This window comes from Gracilibacillus kekensis, assembly GCF_900143085.1.
Taxonomy (GTDB): domain Bacteria; phylum Bacillota; class Bacilli; order Bacillales; family Amphibacillaceae; genus Gracilibacillus; species Gracilibacillus kekensis.
On record NZ_FRCZ01000004.1, the window covers coordinates 260,937 to 277,982 of the forward strand.

The 17,046-nt window shown below is 36.5% G+C and carries 16 protein-coding genes; 12 read left to right on the top strand and 4 right to left on the bottom strand.

Translation table 11 applies throughout. The features are described 5' to 3' along the window. Positions 1 to 158: 158 nt before the first annotated feature. The 9 genes from ilvA (at position 159) to cysK (ending at position 11,972) form a co-directional block, all read left to right on the top strand. Complete coding sequence (ilvA, locus tag BUC25_RS11460; protein ID WP_073202010.1) at positions 159 to 1,418, top strand: threonine ammonia-lyase IlvA; 1,260 nt, start codon at positions 159 to 161, stop codon at positions 1,416 to 1,418. Between the two features lie 119 nt (positions 1,419 to 1,537). Beyond that, positions 1,538 to 2,518, top strand: a complete 981-nt coding sequence (locus BUC25_RS11465) for an AraC family transcriptional regulator (RefSeq protein ID WP_073202011.1) — start codon at positions 1,538 to 1,540, stop codon at positions 2,516 to 2,518. A 204-nt stretch (positions 2,519 to 2,722) separates the two neighbouring features. Continuing rightward, on the top strand, positions 2,723 to 4,114 hold the full coding sequence (gene rhaB / locus BUC25_RS11470) for a rhamnulokinase (RefSeq protein WP_073202012.1): 1,392 nt from the start codon (positions 2,723 to 2,725) through the stop codon (positions 4,112 to 4,114). 16 nt (positions 4,115 to 4,130) lie between these two features. Further along, positions 4,131 to 5,384: an L-rhamnose isomerase gene (gene rhaA, locus BUC25_RS11475; RefSeq protein ID WP_073202013.1), complete on the top strand. Its 1,254-nt coding sequence runs from the start codon at positions 4,131 to 4,133 to the stop codon at positions 5,382 to 5,384. A 101-nt stretch (positions 5,385 to 5,485) separates the two neighbouring features. Then, positions 5,486 to 7,552, top strand: coding sequence for a bifunctional aldolase/short-chain dehydrogenase (locus BUC25_RS11480; RefSeq protein ID WP_073202014.1), 2,067 nt, complete (start codon positions 5,486 to 5,488; stop codon positions 7,550 to 7,552). Between the two features lie 115 nt (positions 7,553 to 7,667). After that, positions 7,668 to 8,393 carry a (Fe-S)-binding protein gene (locus BUC25_RS11485; protein ID WP_073202015.1) on the top strand — a complete coding sequence of 242 codons (726 nt, stop codon included), beginning with the start codon at positions 7,668 to 7,670 and terminating at the stop codon, positions 8,391 to 8,393. Beyond that, complete coding sequence (locus BUC25_RS11490; protein ID WP_073202016.1) at positions 8,393 to 9,832, top strand: LutB/LldF family L-lactate oxidation iron-sulfur protein; 1,440 nt, start codon at positions 8,393 to 8,395, stop codon at positions 9,830 to 9,832. Before BUC25_RS11485 ends, BUC25_RS11490 begins: the two co-directional genes overlap by 1 nt. Continuing rightward, the gene (locus BUC25_RS11495; RefSeq protein ID WP_073202017.1) at positions 9,819 to 10,523 is read left to right on the top strand and encodes a LutC/YkgG family protein; all 705 of its coding nucleotides are present in this window, start codon (positions 9,819 to 9,821) and stop codon (positions 10,521 to 10,523) included. Before BUC25_RS11490 ends, BUC25_RS11495 begins: the two co-directional genes overlap by 14 nt. A gap of 534 nt (positions 10,524 to 11,057) precedes the next feature. Further along, complete coding sequence (cysK, locus tag BUC25_RS11500; RefSeq protein WP_073202018.1) at positions 11,058 to 11,972, top strand: cysteine synthase A; 915 nt, start codon at positions 11,058 to 11,060, stop codon at positions 11,970 to 11,972. A 134-nt stretch (positions 11,973 to 12,106) separates the two neighbouring features. Here cysK and BUC25_RS11505 read toward each other — a convergent pair whose 3' ends face one another. Together BUC25_RS11505 and BUC25_RS11510 are read right to left on the bottom strand one after the other, a co-directional pair. Continuing rightward, positions 12,107 to 12,442: a DUF3221 domain-containing protein gene (locus BUC25_RS11505; protein ID WP_073202019.1), complete on the bottom strand. Its 336-nt coding sequence runs from the start codon at positions 12,440 to 12,442 to the stop codon at positions 12,107 to 12,109. Between the two features lie 261 nt (positions 12,443 to 12,703). Continuing rightward, positions 12,704 to 12,985: a hypothetical protein gene (locus tag BUC25_RS11510; RefSeq protein WP_139251817.1), complete on the bottom strand. Its 282-nt coding sequence runs from the start codon at positions 12,983 to 12,985 to the stop codon at positions 12,704 to 12,706. A gap of 179 nt (positions 12,986 to 13,164) precedes the next feature. Between BUC25_RS11510 and BUC25_RS11515 the strand changes: the two genes are divergently transcribed. Together BUC25_RS11515 and BUC25_RS19385 are read left to right on the top strand one after the other, a co-directional pair. Beyond that, entirely contained in the window at positions 13,165 to 13,968 is an 804-nt protein-coding gene (locus BUC25_RS11515) for an alpha/beta hydrolase (RefSeq protein WP_073202020.1), read from the top strand. Beyond that, positions 13,965 to 14,114 carry a hypothetical protein gene (locus BUC25_RS19385; protein WP_170862687.1) on the top strand — a complete coding sequence of 50 codons (150 nt, stop codon included), beginning with the start codon at positions 13,965 to 13,967 and terminating at the stop codon, positions 14,112 to 14,114. Before BUC25_RS11515 ends, BUC25_RS19385 begins: the two co-directional genes overlap by 4 nt. Before the next feature lie 7 nt (positions 14,115 to 14,121). Here the strand turns inward: BUC25_RS19385 and BUC25_RS11520 are convergent, their stop codons facing one another. Continuing rightward, on the bottom strand, positions 14,122 to 14,553 hold the full coding sequence (locus BUC25_RS11520; RefSeq protein WP_073202021.1) for a YaiI/YqxD family protein: 432 nt from the start codon (positions 14,551 to 14,553) through the stop codon (positions 14,122 to 14,124). 106 nt (positions 14,554 to 14,659) lie between these two features. Here BUC25_RS11520 and BUC25_RS11525 point away from each other — a divergent pair, with 106 nt between their 5' ends. Then, positions 14,660 to 15,805 carry a M20 family metallopeptidase gene (locus tag BUC25_RS11525; protein ID WP_073202022.1) on the top strand — a complete coding sequence of 382 codons (1,146 nt, stop codon included), beginning with the start codon at positions 14,660 to 14,662 and terminating at the stop codon, positions 15,803 to 15,805. Positions 15,806 to 16,167: 362 nt separating this feature from the next. On the opposite strand, the gene BUC25_RS11535 is transcribed toward BUC25_RS11525, so the two are convergent. After that, positions 16,168 to 17,031: a LysR family transcriptional regulator gene (locus tag BUC25_RS11535; RefSeq protein WP_073202024.1), complete on the bottom strand. Its 864-nt coding sequence runs from the start codon at positions 17,029 to 17,031 to the stop codon at positions 16,168 to 16,170. Positions 17,032 to 17,046: the final 15 nt, after the last annotated feature.

Genomic DNA, 17,046 nt, shown 5'->3' on the forward strand with positions numbered 1-17,046 from the left:
AAGATTGGACTTAATATACCTCCGCTTCATAAGTAATGGAAGCGGAGGTTTGTTAACTTCAACTTTAAGAAGCTTTACATATTAGGATAAAAATATTTTCTAATTTGCTTGTTTATGTTAGTATAAATCTAACAATTGAAGTAGGAAGGGTTCAAATTATGAGTACAAAAGTTAATCCAATTCAAGTTAGAGATATTATTATCGCAAATCAAGTTTTAAAAGATGTGGTAGTTAAAACACCATTACAGCGTGATCCGATTCTGTCTGATAAGTATGATTGTAATGTATATTTAAAAAGAGAGGATCTTCAAGTCGTACGTTCCTTTAAAATTCGAGGGGCGTATAATTTGATGCAAGGATTGACCCAGGAAGAACTGGCCAATGGAGTGGTTTGTGCTAGTGCGGGAAATCATGCGCAGGGTGTTGCCTATTCTTGTAAGGCATTAGGAGTGAAAGGTGTCATTTTCATGCCGAGTACAACTCCTCGGCAAAAAGTAAACCGTGTCGAATTTTTCGGCGGACCATTTGTTGAAATTCGCTTAATCGGGGATACCTTCGATGATTCATTCGATCAAGCAATGGAATACTGTAATGAACATGATGCATCATTCATTCACCCTTTTAATGATACACGGACAATTACGGGACAAGGTACTATTGGTCTTGAAATTTTAGATTGTATGGAAGAGCCGATTTCCCATGTCTTTATGGCAGTTGGCGGTGGCGGCTTGATTTCGGGTGTCGGCTCGTACCTAAATAGTATCAGTCCAGATACGAAGATTGTCGGAGTAGAGCCTGAAGGAGCAGCATCAATGAAAGCTGCTTTAGAAAAAGATGAAGTTGTTAAATTAGATAAAATTGATAAATTTGTGGATGGTGCAAGCGTCAAAAGAGTTGGGGATATTTCGTTTGATATTGCCAAAGATTTTATTGATGATATCGCAGTTGTACCAGAGGGTAAACTATGTACTACCCTATTAGATTTATATAATGAAAATGCGATTGTTGCAGAACCGGCAGGAGCGTTACCAATCTCAGCACTAGATGACTACCGTGATGAAATAAAAGGGAAAAACGTTGTATGTATTGTAAGTGGCGGTAATAATGATATCGATCGTATGCAGGAATTTAAAGAACGTTCGTTAATCTACGAAGGTTTTAAACATTATTTTATCGTTAATTTTCCGCAACGCGCAGGTGCACTAAGAGAATTTATGGATGAAGTACTAGGAAAAGACGATGACATCACTCGTTTTGAGTATACCAAGAAAAATAATCGTGATAAGGGGCCAGTTTTAGTAGGCATCGAGTTGCAAAGAGCTGAAGATTATCATCAGATTATATCGCGTATGGAGAAAAAAGGATTTACTTATATCGAAATCAATAAAGATGAACAACTATTCCAATTATTAATCTGATTTTGCGTTAATTTACGATATGAAAAATTGAAATTAAATGACAGGCTTGTCGCCATTCGATATGGTGATGAGCTTTTTTTGAAAGTAAAGGATAAGGTATGGTTTGGGGGAGACTCGTTTTGAATAAGACTTTACTAAATGAGCTGATGTTGGAAACAGATGAGGAACGTGGGATCTTGCGGGGCGATAAGGCGGTTAATAAGGAAATCTATACAAACTTAACCTCAGATTTTATCATCCAAAGCGAGAAATTTTTAAAAGATGATTTAATTATGATTCGTAAGCATCCTAGATATATCGATTTTCCGAAACACTCGCATGATTATATTGAAATGAATTATGTGTTTAATGGTCAATTTCATCAAAAAGTCGCAAACCAGTCAATGACTTTAAGACAGGGAGATATATTGCTACTCAATCAGCACATTGAACATGAGCTAACAGCTTGTAAAAAAGAGGATATTATTATTAACTTTATTATTCACCCGGCTTTTTTTGATTATATCCTATCCAATCTTTCTACAGGTTTTATTCAGAGTCAGATGATCCATTTTTTAATGAATAGCATATTTGATTATAATCAGACCGGTCAATTTTTGTATTATCCAGTTTCCGATTCGATTCGAATTCAGGAGATTATGAGCCAATTATTAGAAGAGATGTTTGAGGAATCGATTCTGTCTAAATCAAAAATAAAATTTCTTATGGGACTTTTAATTTTAGAATTGATTGAGCAACAGAAGCAGACACAGCAAAATAATTTCTATACGGAAAAACATACGTTTCTAACGGAAGTATTTCGCTATATAGAAGAAAACTATCGAGAAGCAAACTTACAAGCATTAGCCAAACAATTTAATCAAACTGCCTATTGGGTAAGTAAACAAGTTAAAGCATTAACGAATCAAAATTTTAAGGACCTGGTTCAGGAGAAAAGATTGTTAGTGGCGAAGAACTTATTGCTATACAGTGAGTTGTCTATGCAAGCAATTGCTGAAGAAATAGGCTATGAAAATATCAGTTATTTTTACCGAATTTTCAAACAAAAATATAAAATGACTCCAAAAGTATACCAAACTCAACTCCTTAAAAAAGAATAACATTCTAGATTCAAAAACACTATGAAAGAGTGCACACACATGTCTTTCATAGTGTTTTTTATATTGATCCATCGAATTTTATAGATCTCATTTGTAAAACACTTGCAAAAAAGGACAATAAATAGGTAATTTTCGATATTAATATAAAGCAGAAAACACGATATGATAAGTTTATAAATCGCTTACAAGAAGGAAGTGATACAGTTGCAAAAATGTAACTTGGCAGTGGATATCGGTGCATCTAGTGGTCGAGTGATTGCTGGCTATCTCGAGAATGGTAAACTTATTTTAGACGAAATTCATCGTTTTGAAAACAAAATGGAAGAAAAGAAAGGTCACTTATGTTGGAATATTGATCGGCTATTTCAAGAAATAAAGATAGGAATAAAACAAAGCATGGTTCTTCACTATCAACCAGTCTCCATTGGTATAGACACATGGGCGGTTGACTTTGTTTTATTAGATCAAGAGAAGAAAAGGATAACAGATGCTGTCGCTTATAGAGACCACCGGACAGATGGTGTGATGGAAGAAGTACTTCAACACATTGATAAGCAGAAACTATATCGAGAGACAGGCATACAATTCCAACCATTTAATACTATCTATCAATTATTTGCCTTGAAGAAAGAAAATCCAGACATTTTAAATAAAGCGGCACATTTTTTAATGGTTCCAGATTATCTCCATTATTTATTAACAGGCACGATAACGAATGAATATACGAATGCTACTACCACGCAATTAGTAAACGCAAAAGACAAAAAATGGAATACTTCCTTTTTAGACTTATTAGGGATTCCAAACGATTTGTTTGCAGAACCCAAAGAACCAATACAACAAATCGGCACGCTCACAAAAGAGTTACAAGAGGAACTAGAATGTAACCTTAAAGTAGTGCTTCCAGGTACACATGATACTGCTTCAGCTGTTATGGCGGTACCTAGCAATGAAACGATTTACATCAGCTCTGGGACATGGTCTTTAATGGGAGTTGAACTTGACGAACCGATCAGTACACCTCAGGCATTTAACTACAATTTCACCAATGAAGGTGGTGCAAATGGTAACATTCGTTTCTTGAAAAACATCATGGGACTATGGATGATTCAAGAAGTAAAACGAGAATGGAATGAGGAGATCAGCTTCAGCGAGTTTGTGGATATGACTTACCAAACGAAAGACTTTTCATCTACAGTCGATGTCAATGATCAACGATTTTTACGTCCATCTAGCATGAAGCAGGCTATTCAGGAATACTGTCAAGAGACAGATCAACCCATACCAGAAACAGCTGGTGAATTTGCAAAATGTATTTTTGATAGCTTAGTTTACAGCTACGATCAAACTGCCAGAGAAATTGAACAATTAACAGGTAAAAGCTACGACACGATTCATATTATTGGGGGTGGCAGTAAAAACAATTATATGAATGAAAAGTTAGCTGATATATCAGGTAAGCAAATTTACACTGGTCCAGGTGAAGCGACAGCGATAGGGAATCTATTAGCTCAAATGATAGCAACAGGTCAGATTAAATCGATCGCAGAATCCAAACAAATTATTAATCAATCGTTTGATATTCAAAAATTTTAATCAAGAGGTGAAGATAATGAGTGTACAAGATAATTTTAAAAGAGCAAAAGAACAATATGAAAAATGGGGAGTTTCCATCGAGGAGGCATTTGAACAATTAAAAAGAGTACCGATTTCCATTCATTGTTGGCAAGGTGATGATATTGGAGGATTTGAAGTGAACCAACAAGAGTTATCAGGCGGCATTGACGTTACTGGTAATTATCCCGGGAAAGCGACTACTCCTGAACAGCTGAGAAGTGACTTGGAAAAAGCGTTATCGTTAATCCCTGGAAAACATAAAATAAATTTACATGCGATTTATGCAGAAACGGAAGGCGAAGTGGTTGACCGTGATCAACTAGAACCAAAACATTTTGAGAATTGGGTGAAATGGGCAAAGGAAAATGACTTAGGATTGGATTTTAACCCTACGCTTTTTTCCCATCCAAAAGCAGAAGATGGTTTAACTCTAACAAATCCTGATAAAGAAATTCGTGATTTCTGGATTAAACATTGTATCCAATCACGCAAAATCGGAGAGTATTTTGGAAAAGAATTAGGACAGCAGGCATTAACAAACATTTGGATTCCCGATGGATATAAAGATATCCCGAGTGACCGTCTAACACCAAGAAAACGATTAAAAGATTCTCTAGACGAGATTTTTGCAGCTGATGTTGATGAGTCACTAAACGTAGATGCTGTTGAAAGTAAGCTATTTGGTATCGGTTCAGAGGCTTACGTCGTAGGGTCACATGAATTTTATATGGGTTATGCTTTGAAGAACAATAAATTGTGTTTACTTGATACAGGTCACTACCACCCAACAGAAGTGGTTTCTAATAAAATCTCTGCCATGCTTTTATTTAGTGATCAATTAGCTTTACATGTATCACGACCAGTTCGTTGGGATAGTGACCATGTGGTGATATTGGATGATGAGTTACGTGAAATCGGTCTTGAGATCGTACGCAACGATGCACTGGATAAAGTAATGATTGGCTTGGATTTCTTTGATGCGAGTATCAACCGTGTCGCAGCATGGACAATAGGTACAAGGAATATGATTAAGTCATTATTATATGCTCTATTATTACCTAACACTCATTTGAAACAACTTCAAGAGGAAGGAAATTTCACCGACCGTTTAGCATTATTGGAAGAATTCAAAACCTATCCGTTCGGTGCGATCTGGGACTATTATTGTGAACAAATGGAAGTGCCCGCACAGGAGAAATGGTTGGATGAAGTAAAATCTTATGAGAAGGAAGTTTTATCACAACGATAAAATTCACAAATAAATCAACATATAAACATTTGTTTGTGTTGATTTATTTTTGTTTAGTAGTATAATATAAAAATAAACAAAGATTAAGAGGAGGAATTCCTTTGGTTCAAAACAAATGGGATGATAGTAAAATCAAACAAGATGATGGGTTAGCATCGTTAGTGTACCGTTCAAATTTATTAGGTTCAGATCGTTCTGTCGTAAATATTGGCGGAGGCAATACTTCTTCAAAAACGATCGAGAAAGATTTTAAAGGAGACGATGTGGAGGTAATGTGGGTGAAAGGTAGTGGATCAGATTTGGCTACCATGAAATCATCCAATTTTACTGGCTTAAAATTGGATGATATACGTCCACTTCTTGAGCGTGATGATATGTCAGATGAGGAAATGGTGGAATACCTGTCACATTGTATGATTGATGCGAAACACCCTCGCTCATCGATAGAAACACTTTTACATGCATTTTTACCTTATAAACAAGTGGACCATACTCACCCAGATACAATTATTAGCATTGCCTGTGCAGATAATGGAAAAGAAATTGCAAATGAGATTTTTGGCGATCGTTATGTGTGGGTTCCTTATATCCGCCCAGGTTTTAAACTTTCGAAAATGATTGCGGAAGGTGTTCAAAACAATCCGAATGCAGAATTAGTGATTATGGAGAAGCACGGTCTTGTTACATGGGGAGAAACTTCTAAAGAAAGCTACAATAAAACGATTGATATTATTAATGAAGCAGAGAGCTATATTAATCAAAAAGCTGCCGCTAAAACCCTATTTGGTGGCGCTAAATACCAATCTCTTTCCCCTGAAAAAAGAGAAATTTTATTTGCTGAAGTTATGCCTGTTATTCGTGGACAGGTTAGTCAAGATAAAAAAATGCTAACAACCTATAATGATAATGATAGCGTTCTAGAATTCGTTAATAGTAACGATGCCAAAGAATTATCACAAGTTGGTGCAGCTTGTCCGGATCATTTAGTACACACGAAACGAGTACCATTATTTATCGATTGGGATCCACAATCTGGAGACCTAGACTCACTGAAATCAAAAATAAAAGAAGGTCTTGCAACATATAAAGAAGAATATACAGCCTATTTTGAAAGAAACAAAAATGAAGGTGACCAACTAGTAGAGACAGCACCACGTATTATTCTGATACCTGGTCTTGGAATGGTCAATACCGGTAAAAGCTGGACTGCTGCTAATATTAGTGAGCAACTTTATCACCGTGCGATTGCGGTAATGACAGGTTCTACTATTTTAGGGAACTTTGTGTCATTAGATGAAGCAGAATCCTATGGTGTGGAATATTGGCCACTTGAGCTTTATAAGCTAAGCTTAGCTCCCCCTGAAGTAGAGTTCTCACGTCAGGTAGCTTTTGTAACCGGTGGTGCAGGCGGAATTGGTACTGCTACAACGTATCGTTTGCTAGACGAAGGAGCACATGTTGTTATTGCAGATATTAACCTAGAAGGTGCTGAGAATTTAGCGAATGAAGTCAATGAAAAATATGGAGCAAATCGTGCATTCGCAGTCAAGATGAATGTAACAAAAGAAGAAGAAGTACAAGCCGCAATCCAAGCATCGGTCCGTAAATATGGTGGTATCGATATATTAGTAAATAACGCAGGTCTTGCAAGTTCCAGTCCATTTGAAGAAACGACAATCGATCAATGGAACTTAAATATCAATGTACTAGTAACAGGATACTTCCTGGTAGCTCGCGAAATATTCAAACTGATGAAGGAGCAAGATATTGGTGGGAATATGGTATTCATCGGTTCAAAAAATTCAATCTATGCTGGAAAAAATGCAGCAGCATACAGTACGGCAAAAGCTGCTGAAGTGCACTTAGCTCGCACGATTGCAGCGGATGGAGGTTCTTTAGGAATCCGTGTTAACTCTGTACTTCCAGATGCGGTTATTCGAGGATCTAAGATCTGGGATTCTTCATGGAAAAAAGAACGTGCATCTTCCTATGGTATTGGAACAGAAGACTTAGAAGCGCATTATCGTAAACGTACGATATTAAATGTGAACATTTTACCAGAGGATATTGCAGAATCAATTGCATTCCTTGCTTCATCAAAATCTGCTAAAACGACAGGTTGTATGGTGACAGTAGATGGCGGAGTTGCAGCAGCATTCACACGATAGTAAAAGAGAATGGATAAACTCTCGTTTTAGAGGGTTTATCCATTCTACTATATAGCTAAAACGTGCTAGAATAGACAAAAGGCTAAGGCTTGTTCCTAAAAGGGGAGTAAACAAAATGAAGGTGTCATTTTTTATTACATGTTTAGGGGATATGTTTTATGTGAATGCGGGAAAAGCAGCGGTTGAGTTATTGGAACGTCTTGGATGTGAGGTGGATTTTCCGAGAGCCCAAACATGTTGTGGTCAACCCGCTTATAATAGCGGTTACCGAAAAGAAACGATTGAAGTAGCAAAACATTTGATCGAAACATTCGAACATGCGGAATATGTTGTTGGTATTTCCGGTTCGTGTGTTTATATGATACATGAATATACGCAGTTATTTGAAGAAGGATCAGATTGGCAAAAACGAGCGATTGCTTTAAAAGACAAAACCTATGAATTAACACAATTTATTGTAGATGTTATAGGGGTAGACGATGTCGGTGCAAGTTATCAAGGTGTGGCGACCTATCATACTTCTTGCCATATGACTCGCTTATTAGGTGTGAAGGAAGCACCATTTCGATTATTACAAAATGTAAAAGGCTTGGAATTAGTTGACCTGCCGAATCGTCATGATTGTTGTGGATTTGGTGGAACTTTTTCAATTAAAATGAGTGATATTTCGGAACAAATGGTAGATGAAAAAGTAGCACATATTGAAGGGACGAAGGCACATCTTTTATTAGGTGCTGACGGCAGTTGCTTGATGAATATCGGAGGGCGTTTATCCAGAAATGGAAGTCCAGTTGAAGTGAAGCATATTGCAGAAATTCTGAATAGCAGAGGTGACGTATAATGCCGATGCACATTGGTGAAAAAGATTTTAAAAAACGAGTAACAAAAGGAATTGAAGATGACTTCATGCGTGGTGCTGTGCGCTCAGCTCAAGGGAGATTACAGGATAAGCGTGCAACAGCTGCAGATGAGTTAGGAGATTGGGAGGATTGGCGTACACTAGGTTCAGAGATTCGTAGCCATACGATTGAGCATCTCGATTATTATTTAAATCAATTAAGTGAAAAAGTTGCGGAATTAGGTGGTCATGTCTTTTTTGCTGAAACAGGCGAAGAGGCAAATGAGTATATCCAAAAAATAGCAAAAGAAAAAGAAGCAAAAAAAATAGCGAAATCGAAATCGATGGTAACCGAAGAAATTTCGATGAATGAGGCACTGGAGGAAATAGGGTGTGAAGTGATAGAGACAGACTTAGGAGAGTACATTCTGCAAATAGATGATCATGATCCTCCATCACATATAGTTGCACCAGCACTTCATAAAAATAAAGAGCAAATACGGGATGTATTTAATGAGAAATTAGGTTATTTGAAGACTGAAAAACCAGAAGAATTAGCACTATTTGCACGTGAGAAACTACGTGAAGAGTTTCTTTCGGCTGATCTGGGCATCACGGGATGTAATTTCGCTGTCGCAGAATCAGGCTCATTTGCTTTGGTAACCAATGAAGGAAACGCACGAATGGTCTCTGCTTTACCGAAAACACAAATTACGGTGATGGGGATGGAACGTATTGTACCTGGTTGGGAAGAGCTAGATGTCGTCGTCAGTTTATTGACACGTGCAGCTGTTGGCCAAAAGCTGACAAGTTATATTACAGCTTTAACCGGACCAAAACAATTAGAAGAAGCAGATGGCCCTGAGGAGTTTCACCTAGTGATTGTCGATAATGGTCGCTCGAAAATCTTAGGTACAGAATTTCAAGAAGCATTACATTGTATTCGTTGTGCCGCCTGTATTAATGTATGTCCTGTTTATCGTCATGTAGGAGGCCATGCTTACGGATCGATTTATCCCGGACCAATTGGTGCTGTACTGTCACCACTTTTATCGGATTATGACGAATATAAAGAGTTGCCTTATGCCTCCTCATTATGTGGAGCTTGTACGGAAGTATGTCCAGTTAAAATTCCACTTCATGAACAACTGATCATGCATCGACGTAAAATGGTTGAGGATGAGAAAAGAACAACATTGTCAGAGCGAGTTGCTATGCGAGGATTTGAACAGCTAATGAATTCAGCAAGTCTTTATCGGACAGCAACAAAAATGGCGCCATTTATGTCCACACCATTTGCTAGGAAACAAATGATCACCAAAGGACCGGGTCCACTTAAACACTGGACACATGCAAGAGATTTTCCAAAACCGGAGAATGAACGTTTTCGTGATTGGTTTAAGAATCGCGAGAAACGAGGTGAACAAGATGCCAAAAGGTAATATTATCAATCGTGATCGTTTTTTAGAAAATATTAGAGCAAAAATTGGTGGAATAGCTTCTGACAAACCAGTGGAGAAACCAACATGGTCTGTTACCCCACAACGTAATGTATTAGAAGGCTATGACCAAGATCAGTTAATTACAGTATTAAAAGATCAGTGTGACAATATCCATACCGATTTTTTTCAGACTAATGTAAATGAACTATCCGCAACTATCGAGTCAATTATGAATCAATACCAATCAAAAACAGTGGTGTATTCTGAAGATAAACGATTTGAAGAAACCAATATTTCTGATTTTTTGGCACAATTAGATTCGTTTAAGTGGGATCGACTGGATCGAGAGTCTTCTATTAAATTTGCAGAGCGTGCAGAAATTGGTATTACTTTTAGTGATATAACTTTGGCAGAGTCGGGTACAGTGGTTTTGTTAAATGATAAGGGCCAGGGCAGATCCGTTAGTTTATTACCGGCTAACTATATCGCGATTATACCTAAATCAACAATTGTCAAAAGAATGACCCAAGCGACAGATTACATTCATCAAAAAGTTGAGAATGACGAGAATATCGCATCCTGTATAAATTTCATCACAGGACCTAGTAATAGTGCCGATATTGAGATGAATCTTGTCGTCGGAGTACACGGACCGATCAGAGCTGCTTACATTGTAGTAGACGACATTTAAAAGAATACAGCAAAAAAGAACCTGGAATTAGAAGAATCCAAACGATTATTATCGTTTGGATTTTCTTGCGTATAAGGAAGATACTAGCAATAAACTGTGCGGTAATTTTGGAATAGTCTTAAATGGTTAACCTCCGCTCCCGCTGTCCACTTTCCATTTACCATGGGTATCCCCATTTTCCTAAATTACTGTGCACTAACCGAAATAGTTTATTAAAAGTATATATCGTCCAAAAGGAGAAGCGTGCACCTGCCCAAGTGTCCGATAAAAGAATATATCGCCCAAAAGGAGGAGTGTGCATCTGCTCAAGTGTCCGATAAAAGAATATATCGCCCAAAAGGAGAAGTGCGCACCTACCCAAGTGTCCGATAAAAGAATATATATCGCCTAAAAGGAGAAGTGTGCACACAAGTGCAACATCTTCCCAAGCAAGCATTTGTAGTGTTTTCTTTTGAACGTATCAAAGCATGATCGTTGGTATTATCTTTAATTATTGGTAAGATGGGCTTATATGGTTAGGAAGGGGTTCAAAATATGAATGTATATCAAAATATGACAGAGTTGATTGGAAATACACCAATGGTTAAATTAAATCGGATCGTACCTGAAGATGCAGCAGATATATATGTAAAATTAGAGATGTTTAATCCTTCGAAAAGCGTCAAAGATCGTGCCGCTTATAATATGATTGTAGAAGCAGAGAGATTGGGTTTATTAAAAGAAGATTCAACCATTATTGAGCCTACCAGTGGTAATACTGGCATCGGTTTAGCGATGACAGCGGCAGCAAAAGGATATAAGGCAATTTTGGTAATGCCGGATAACATGACACAGGAACGAATAAATATTTTAAAGGCTTTTGGTGCAAAGGTGGTATTAACACCTAGTAGTGAAAAAATGCCAGGAGCGATAAAAAAAGCAAAAGAACTAGTGGATGAAATTCCTAATAGTTTTATACCGCAACAGTTTGAAAATAAAGCAAATCCAGATATTCATCGAAAAACAACTGCATTAGAAATTCTAGAACAAATGGATGCACAACTAGATGGTTTTGTAGCAACTGCAGGTACAGGTGGTACGATTACCGGAACTGGTGAAACCTTAAAAGAAAAGCTTCCACACTTACATATAGCAGTTGTCGAGCCTCAAGGTTCACCTGTATTATCAGGAGGTAAACCAGGTAAGCACAAATTAGTGGGCACAAGTCCAGGTTTTGTGCCAGATATTTTAAACACGTCTATTTATAATGAAATCATTCAAATAGGTGATGAAGATGCGATTAATACCTTCAAAAGATTAGCATCAGAGGAAGGTATCTTTGTCGGACCTTCAGCAGGTGCAGCAGTATTTGCAGCGATACAAGTTGCTAAAAAACTTGGTAAAGGCAAAAAAGTTGTCTGTGTCGCACCTGATACAGGAGAACGTTATTTAAGCATGCATTTGTTTTAGAAATTAGATTGTTGCACGTATATGTGGACAGGTTATTTTGTTAAATAGTTCACTTAATTAAATAATTAATGTCAAATCGTATAGTTAATGCTATACGATTTTTACTGGCTAATTACCCCGGACTGTTGAGAAACTTATTTTTTAAATTGGATTTTTTTAGCCTTAGCTTGTTCAGGATAGGAGGTAAGTATATCTCCATCAATCCATACTTTTACTTCATCACCTTTTGACCATTCCTTTGTATTGTCATGTGTTAAATAAATTAAAAAAATACCCTTTTCTTCTTCCTGTATCTCTGAAATTGATTTGTTTTTCATATCTTCATACTTGTCCAGAGAAAGATTCTTTGAAAGTAATAACTCATTTTCTGTTACTTCTAAAATAATTCCTTCCATATCAGAATTACCACACCCTACTATTGAAATACTTAACAATAGAACAGTAAAAACAATGAATAGCTTTCTTTTCATAGATACACTCCTCCCATTACATGTTAAGACGAATTTAACATTAAATAGGTTTCGTTATTAGATTGTCTGTCAGTGTTTATTTCTAGTATGATTTTGAAAAGGGAGCAGAGCACCAGTATGCGAGCTAAAAGAATTTTGAGGTGGAGAATACATATGCGGTAAAATAAAGAGGGTTAAATACCAATAATGAGGTACTTTATGAAAAGAAATGAATTAGTGCTCAGATGAACAAAATCTGAGCACTTTTCTTATCATGACAGACTAAAAAGGTCCAAAATAAGGTCCCGGTCCATATGGGCCTGGCCCCGGACCTATACCTGGTCCTGGAGGAAAAGGTGGTCCGTATGGTGGATAATTGTAATAGGGTGGGTAAGGTGGATATGGATAGGGGCCAGGTGGTCCATCGATTAATTCTCCACCTAAAAAGCCTAAACCAAACCCTAATAAACCTGCACCTAAGGGGCCAATTGGGCCAAAAAACCTCTCTTGCGGGTGTGGTTGATGCCTGAATTGTTGTGGTCTCATTGGTTGCTGATGATACATGATGAATTCTCCTTCCTGCAATAAACTTTCATCACTTGATAGTAGCCTATGCAACATTATCAAAATGGATAGGGTATTCACCTATATAACGAGAAGTTTATAATGATTTTGACTAGATACATCTTAAGATCCCTTATGATATACTAGTACAAAATGGTATATAAAGGTGGTTTGTTCCATTGAATATCTTAGATAAAAAAGAAGTTAATTGGGAAGAGGATGCATTACATCAAAATTGTCCGAGTATTACACCTTACTTATTAGAGAATCGACCAGATGCTCCTCTAGTTTTAGTGATTCCTGGCGGTGGTTATCAGCATCGTGCTTATCACGAGGGAGAGCCTGTTGCCGAGTGGCTTAACTTAAATGGTTATCATGCTTGTGTTTTAAGGTATCAGATAGCGCCGATACAAAATCAAATAACCATTGAACAAGGACAAATTGCAATCCAGATGATTCGTTCTAGTTTAGGAGAATGGGGATTATTCAGTGATATTAAAGTAGGTGTACTAGGCTTTTCAGCTGGTGGTCATTTAGCGGCAACTATTAGTAATCATTATAACGAAAATTCTGTTAATGATAATCAGTCTAATACATATTCTTCTAGACCAGATTTTCAAATTTTATGTTATCCTGTGATCACAATGGAAAAACATACGCATCAAGGCAGTAAAGAGAATTTATTAGGTTCAAATCCTGAGCAGAATTTAATTGATAAGTACTCTTGCGAAAAAATTGTGCATAAAGATACACCACAAGCATTTATTTGGACAACGGCTAATGATGAAGCAGTACCTGCATTTAATAGTTTAAAATATGCAGAAGCATTGCAAGCGCATGACATTCCTTATGAATTACATATTTATCAAGATGGCCGACATGGCTTAGGTCTTGCAGATGAACACCCAAACACAAGAGAATGGAAGAATGCTTGTCTTGATTGGCTAAATGGTTATATACATCAAGGAGAGGATTCAGAATGACAAAAGTAAAAATGTTGGTTCAATCAACGTATAACAAAGAATTATTGCGCGTAGGCAAAATTTATGAAGTGAACGAGGAAACAGCAAAACGCTGGCAAGTAAGCAGAATTGCTGAGATTGTTTCACAGAATAAGGAAGATAACTAATGATTCATTAAAACCTTCGTAATTTGTTACGGAAGTTTTCTTTTTGCTCTTCTGTAAATTTTTTTGGTCCTTTCGTTCGGTATCCAGCTTTTCTGGCTTTTGCATTTATATGTCGTTCCTGCAACATTTGATCCATTTTTTCTTTTGTATAACGAAAACCTTTATGATGCATGCAGAAGCATCCTTTTTCTAAGCATAAAGAAGCTAATCCATAATCCTGAGTGATTACAAGGTCATTTTTCTGAATCATTTGGACAATGCGATAATCTGCTGAGTCTGCGCCATCATCTACATACTTAACCGTAACATGAGCTGGATGCTCTTTCATGGAAAAGTGGTTATAGCTTTTTACTAATGTTACCTCAATTTCCTTTGCGTTAGCTTCCGCGATAATAATATCTACAACCGGACAAGCATCAGCATCTACAAAAATGTGCATTTGGAAATCTCCTTCTTTAATAGTAGAGTTACGATTAGTATAGCAAAAACAAGCAAATTATAGTATGATTTTGTTAATCCATAAAGAAAGTAAGGGATATTACATAATGAAAACGTATATAGAGAAACATCACGATGAAATGGTACAAATGCTTGAAAAATTAGTAAATATTGATAGTGGTTCCTACGATAAAGCAGGTGTAGATCAAGTAGGTAACTTTATGAAAAAATTATATCAAGAGCTTGATTTTGATATTACGGAAATAGAACAAGAAGAGTTTGGTAATCATTTAATCATAAAAAAGAAAAACACAGACAATACAAAACCAACCATTTTAATTATGACTCATATGGATACCGTATTTGAAAAAGGTACAGTAAATGAAAGACCTTTTCGAATGGATGAAAGTCGTGCATATGGGCCAGGTGTGATTGATATGAAAGCAAGCCTTGTGTCTGTCTATTTTGCTATCAGAGCATTGTTAGATAGTGAAAAAGATTCAATTTATCAAGTAGAAATTTTATTAACAAGTGATGAAGAAATAGGTTCGTTAACGTCAAGGGAAATAATTGAGAAACGTGCAGCGGATAAAAAATATGCATTAGTAATGGAACCAGCTCGTAAAAATGGAGCAATTGTCTCAGCGCGTAGGGGTAAGGGGCTTTACACGTTAGAAGTGATTGGTAAAGCAGCTCATTCAGGAATTGAACCCGAGAAGGGGAGAAGTGCGATCGAAGAACTAGCACATAAAATTATTCAATTTTATGAGATTACCGATGAGGAAGAAGGTATTCATGTTAATGTAGGCTTGATTGAAGGTGGAACTTCGGTAAATACGGTTTCTGATCATGCCACCGCTCAAATCGATGTGCGTTTTCGAACACAAGAACAAGTAGTCGAAATTAAAGAGCAAATAAAATCAATCATTGAAAGCACGGAAGTCGATGGAACGAAAGTAAAGATCGAAGGCGATATTAATCGTCCGCCAATGGAAAAAACAGAGCAAACCGAACAACTTTTGCGTATTATCAAAAAAGTAGGGGATGAACTCGATATTTTTATTAAAGATACCGAAACAGGCGGTGGGTCGGATGCTTCTTTTACATCTGCACTTGGTATACCAACCGTTGACGGCTTAGGACCTATTGGAGGACGGGCACATCGTGAAAGTGAATATTTAGAATTAAACTCATTTGTACCTAGAACCGTACTGCTTGCTTATGTGATAGATGAATTAGCGAAAAAAGAATAATCGGTAATGTCTTTCATAGATAACTATACTAAGAAAAACTGGGAAAGCCCACCCGATCTTTTTAGTAGTAATTTTGGAATGGATTATAGCTTTAAAACCCGCAACTTCTGTTTACCTTTCAAAACCAAGGAAGGTAAACAGACAACCGTAAAAACCCCTGCCCAAAGATTAGGGATAACAGATAAAGAATTTTCTTTGGAAGATATTATATATCTTAGATAGTTCACTGGAAGGAATGTGGACTATTCTATTTTTTGAAGGTAAATGGAAATTTTATGTTAAAATGAATATATAAGAACTGAATAAGCTTGCTCAACTAACGAAGCAGGATACTACAATAAGAAAATACTTGTTAGCAAATTTTATGGATATAAAACTTGACTCTCTTTAATAAATGTTCGAACGGCATTAGAACATTTTGATAAGGAAATTACAGCTAATCCTAATTGTCTCCAAAAAGGTGGATCAAGAGGAATCGCATGATACTCAATAATTTCATTTGGTAGAACCTTTTCTGGAACCAACGTCCACCCAATCTCCTCTTTAACCATAGCCAAAATTGTTGCCATATCTTTTACTTCATATTTAATGATAGGAGAAACTTTTCTATCTTTGAATACCTTAGTAATTAATGGTTCGCAACCTCCCTTAGATAATATAAATGGCTCTTTAATTACACTTTGGATGGATAATTCTTGTTTATTTTTTAAAGGGTGTTTATCAGACAAAATAATAAAAAAACGGTCTTTACCAATTGGAAAAGTATCTAAATTGTCTTGTGGAAGTGTCGTAAAACCTACATCAACTATTCGATTATTAATCCACTCTATAATCTCTTGATCAGTTCCTTCAAATAATACAATTTCAATTTTGGGATATTTCCTTTGAAAAGAAGCTAATAATTTTGGTAAAAAACTGCTTGAAGCACTGGGGAAGCTCCCAATTCGAATTTTACCAGATTCTAAATTAGACAGTAATTTTGTCTCTTCTTTAATACCATCTATATGGTTAAGAATTTCTTTTGCATGTTTTAGAACCTTTTCTCCACTTTCAGTTAGATATATTCCACTCCTATCTCTCACTAATAATGAAACTCCTAATTCTTGTTCTAATGCAGAAACACCATGACTAATTCCAGATTGAGTAATATTAAGTTTTTCCCCTGCTCTTGTAAAAGTACCAGTTTCAATAACTGCACATAATATTTGTAGATGAGTAATGTTCATATGAATTCTCCTCAT